At 74.3% G+C, this 3,980-nt stretch carries 5 protein-coding genes; 3 read left to right on the top strand and 2 right to left on the bottom strand.

Annotated elements, in window-relative coordinates; all coding sequences use genetic code 11:
* Positions 1 to 29: 29 nt before the first annotated feature.
* Positions 30 to 1,181 carry an acyl-CoA dehydrogenase family protein gene (locus HYE82_RS34750; protein WP_179178211.1) on the top strand — a complete coding sequence of 384 codons (1,152 nt, stop codon included), beginning with the start codon at positions 30 to 32 and terminating at the stop codon, positions 1,179 to 1,181.
* 108 nt (positions 1,182 to 1,289) lie between these two features.
* A complete protein-coding gene (locus tag HYE82_RS34745) occupies positions 1,290 to 1,925 on the top strand; it encodes a TetR/AcrR family transcriptional regulator (RefSeq protein ID WP_179178210.1) in 636 nt (211 codons plus the stop codon).
* Positions 1,926 to 1,969: 44 nt separating this feature from the next.
* Here HYE82_RS34745 and HYE82_RS34740 read toward each other — a convergent pair whose 3' ends face one another.
* Positions 1,970 to 2,431, bottom strand: a complete 462-nt coding sequence (locus HYE82_RS34740; protein WP_179178209.1) for a MaoC family dehydratase — start codon at positions 2,429 to 2,431, stop codon at positions 1,970 to 1,972.
* Positions 2,432 to 2,527: 96 nt separating this feature from the next.
* Between HYE82_RS34740 and soxR the strand changes: the two genes are divergently transcribed.
* Positions 2,528 to 2,971, top strand: coding sequence for a redox-sensitive transcriptional activator SoxR (soxR, locus tag HYE82_RS34735; protein WP_179178208.1), 444 nt, complete (start codon positions 2,528 to 2,530; stop codon positions 2,969 to 2,971).
* On the opposite strand, the gene HYE82_RS34730 is transcribed toward soxR, so the two are convergent.
* Positions 2,952 to 3,812 (bottom strand): 3-keto-5-aminohexanoate cleavage protein, encoded by an 861-nt coding sequence (locus tag HYE82_RS34730; protein WP_309144550.1) that lies wholly within the window; start codon positions 3,810 to 3,812, stop codon positions 2,952 to 2,954. The two genes, soxR and HYE82_RS34730, sit on opposite strands and share 20 nt — an antisense overlap.
* Positions 3,813 to 3,980: the final 168 nt, after the last annotated feature.

The raw sequence follows: 3,980 nt of genomic DNA, 5'->3' as shown, positions 1-3,980 counted from the left end.
CCCCCGCCCACCGTCCCCGGAGGTGCCCGGTGAACCTCGAGCTCAGCGAGGAGCAGACCGAGGTGCGCCGCCTCGCCCGCGCGTTCACCGACCGCGAGGTGGCACCGTACGCCGCCGAGTGGGACCGCGCCGAGAGCGTGGACCGGGCCATCGTGAAGAAGCTCGGCGCCCTCGGTTTCCTCGGCCTGACCGTCCCCGAGGAGTACGGCGGCTCCGGCGGGGACCACCTCTCCTACGCGCTCGTCACCGAGGAGCTCGGCCGCGGAGACTCCGCCGTGCGCGGCATCGTCTCCGTCTCCCTCGGCCTGGTCGCCAAGTCCCTCGCCGCCTGGGGGACCGAGGAGCAGAAGCGCATCTGGCTGCCCCGCCTCTGCGCCGGCGAAGCGCTCGGCTGCTTCGGCCTGACCGAGCCCGGCACCGGCTCCGACGCCTCCGCCCTGACCACCCGTGCCGAGCGCGAGGGGGATGCGTACGTCCTGACCGGCACGAAGATGTTCGTCACCAACGGCACCTGGGCCGATCTCGCCCTTGTCTTCGCCCGCACGGGCGGGCAGCCCGGTCACCGCGGGATCTCCGCCTTCCTCGTCCCCACCGAAACCCCCGGCTCCACCCGCCGCGAGATCCACGGCAAGCTCGGGCTGCGCGGCCAGGCCACCGCCGAACTGCTCCTCGACCGGGTCCGCGTACCCGCCTCCGCGCTGCTCGGCCCGGAGGGCAAGGGCTTCTCGGTGGCCATGTCCGCCCTGGCCAAGGGCCGGACGTCGGTCGCCGCCGGGTGTGTCGGCATCGCGCAGGCGGCACTGGACGCGGCCGTCTCGTACGCGGCGGTGCGGGAGCAGTTCGGCCGGCCCATCGCCCACCACCAGCTCGTCCAGGAGCTGATCGCCGACATCTCGGTGGACGTGGACGCGGCCCGCCTGCTGACCTGGCGGGTGGCCGACCTGATCGACCGCGGGCGGCCCTTCGCCACCGAGGCGTCCACCGCCAAGCTCTTCGCCTCCGAGGCAGCCGTGCGCGCCGCGGGCAACGCCCTGCAGGTACACGGCGGTTACGGCTACACCGACGAGTACCCGGTGGCCAAGCTGCTGCGCGACGCCCGCGTGATGACCTTGTACGAGGGCACCAGCCAGATACAGAAGCTGCTGATCGGGCGCGCCCGCACCGGAGTCTCCGCCTTCTGAGCCTCGGAGGCCGTCACGGCCCCGCCCGCCTTTTCCGCAATGCGCTAAGCGCTTGCTCACCCTCCGGTAGGGTATTCCTTCCGACAGTGACGAGAAGGTGGGCGAGCGATGGACAGCGCGGCGGAGACGACGGGCGGCTACCGGCCCTGGTCGGAGGTCACCCCCGACGCCGCGCGGCGGCTGCTGATCGCCGCCGTCGAGGCGTTCGCCGAGCGCGGCTACCACGCCACCACCACACGTGACATCGCCGGGCGGGCCGGCATGAGCCCCGCCGCGCTCTACATCCACTACAAGACGAAGGAAGAGCTGCTCCACCGGATCAGCCGGATCGGCCACGACAAGGCGCTCGACATCCTGGAGACCGCGGCCGCCGGCCCGGGCTCCGCTGCCGAGAGGCTCGGTGCGGCCGTGCGGTCCTTCGTGCTGTGGCACGCGGCCCACCACACCACCGCGCGCGTGGTCCAGTACGAGCTCGAAGCCCTCGCTCCGGAGCACCGGTCGGAAATCGTGGCACTGCGGCGGCAGAGCGATGCCGTGGTGCGCCGCATCCTCATCGACGGCGTGGCGGCAGGGGAGTTCCAGGTCCCGGACGTTCCCGGCACCACGCTCGCCGTGCTGTCCCTGTGCATCGACGTGGCCCGCTGGTTCAACACCGCCGGCCGCCGCACGCCGGAGGAGGTCGGCGAGCTGTACGCCGGCCTCGTCCTGCGCATGGTGGGCGCGGCGACGCCGGCCCCGCAGTAGTACCGGCCCGGAAGCGGTACCGCCGCAGAAGCGGTACCACCGCCTCAGAAGTAGTACCGCGACACGGACCGGGCCACGCACACCGGCTTGTCGCCGCCCTCGCGCTCGACCGTGACCGTCGCCGCGACCTGTACGCCGCCGCCGGCCTCGGTCACATCGGTGATCACAGCGGTGGCGCGCAGCCGCGAGCCGACCGGCACCGGTGCCGGGAAACGGACCTTGTCCGTGCCGTAGTTGATGCCCATCCGCGTGCCCTCCACCCGCATGATCTGCGGCACGAGGCTGGGCAGCAGCGACAGCGTCAGATAGCCGTGCGCGATCGTGGAGCCGAAGGGTCCGGACGCGGCCCGCTCCGGGTCCACGTGGATCCACTGGTGATCCCCGGTGGCGTCGGCGAACAGGTCGATCCGCTTCTGGTCCACCTCCAGCCATCCGCTCGGACCGAGCGTCCGGCCGATCCCGGCGCGCAGTTCCTCCGCGGACGTGAAGACTGTCGGCTCGACCATCCTTCTCCCTCTCCCCAGCGAATAAGCGCTTGCTCAGCATGCGGGGGCCGCATGTATCTGTCAACGGATCCGGCAGGGCCGACTACCCTCGGCCTCGTGCCGCAGATTCCCGAGAAAATCCATGAACTCACCGTCGGCCAGCTGTCCGCCCGCAGCGGCGCGGCCGTCTCCGCGCTCCACTTCTACGAGACCAAGGGCCTGATCAGCAGCCGCCGCACCTCCGGCAACCAGCGCCGCTACAGCCGCGATGCCCTGCGCCGGGTGGCCTTCGTCCGCGCCGCCCAGCGCGTCGGGATCCCCCTCGCCGCGATCCGCGACGCACTTGCCGAGCTGCCCGAGGAGCGGACCCCCACCAAAGAGGACTGGGCGCGGCTCTCGGACCTGTGGCGCAGCGAGCTCGAACAGCGGATCAGTCAACTGGAGCGGCTGCGCGACCATCTGACGGACTGCATCGGCTGCGGCTGCCTGTCCCTGAAGACCTGCGCCCTGTCCAACCCGGACGACATCTTCGGTGAACGGCTCACCGGCTCGCGGCTGTAGCACCACCGCCGCCACCGCCCACCCGACCGGTATCGCCCCTCCGGCCCGCGGCCCGCGCGGCCCCGGCACCGGCCGCCTCCCGCGCCGCCGCCACCAGCGAGGCGTTCGAGCCGGCCGGCCGCCCGTCGGGCAGCCGCAGGACGTCGCCCAGGCCGATCCGCGCATCCGCGCCGCAGCGCACGGCCAGCCGCAGCACCGGCCAGGCCGCGGTCTCCCGCCCGTACACCAGCACGGGCGCCACCGCCGGTCCGGGCAGCGCGGCCACCAGCTCCGCCACCGCGGCCGGACCTGCTGCCGCGGGCACCGCCGCCAGCTCCACCGCGGGCCGGACCCGCAGGGCACCCGCCGGCCCCCGCGAGGCGAGGAACCGCTCCAGCGACCCGATCCCGGCCGCCGTGCCCTGCCCGGCCGCCGCGCCCTGCCCGGCCGCCGCGCCCGCCACGACCACCGCGTCCACCGCCACGCCCCGCGCCAGCAGGGCCCGGGCCAGCTCCGCCGCCCCCGGCTCCGCGAAGTGCACGACGGCCCGGTCCGGGAGCACCGCCCAGGACCGGACCCGCTCCAGCCGCCCCGCCGGATCCGGCTCGGCGGCGATGCTCGCGCACACCGAAAGCGGTACGAAGACCCCCGCGCCCCGCAACGCCTCCAGCAGCGGCCCCACCACCCGGGGCGACAGGCTCTCCCGGCCGCACGGGGTCCGCGGGTGGACCAGCACCTCCGCGGCCCCGGCGGCGACCGCCCCGAGCGCCGACTCCGCCAGATCCTCGGGGGACAGCGGCACGGCGGCACCGTCGGCGGCGCCGCGCGCACCGTTCAGCGACACCTGGATCCGCAGGCTCACGCCGCCCCGGCCGAGGCCGACACCGGCACCGGCGCCTGCATCCCGTCCACCGACGACGCCCAGGCCTCGTCCGCCAGCGCCGGCCTGGGCACCACGATCCCGCAGCCCGCGCAGACCGGGCCGTCCCAGGCCCACGCACCCTCCCACGTCCCGTGCCCCGCCCGGCTC

Origin of the sequence: Streptomyces sp. BR123, assembly GCF_013401435.1 — a bacterium.
Taxonomy (GTDB): Bacteria; Actinomycetota; Actinomycetes; order Streptomycetales; family Streptomycetaceae; genus Streptomyces.
This window is presented reverse-complemented; position numbering and strand designations above follow the sequence as displayed.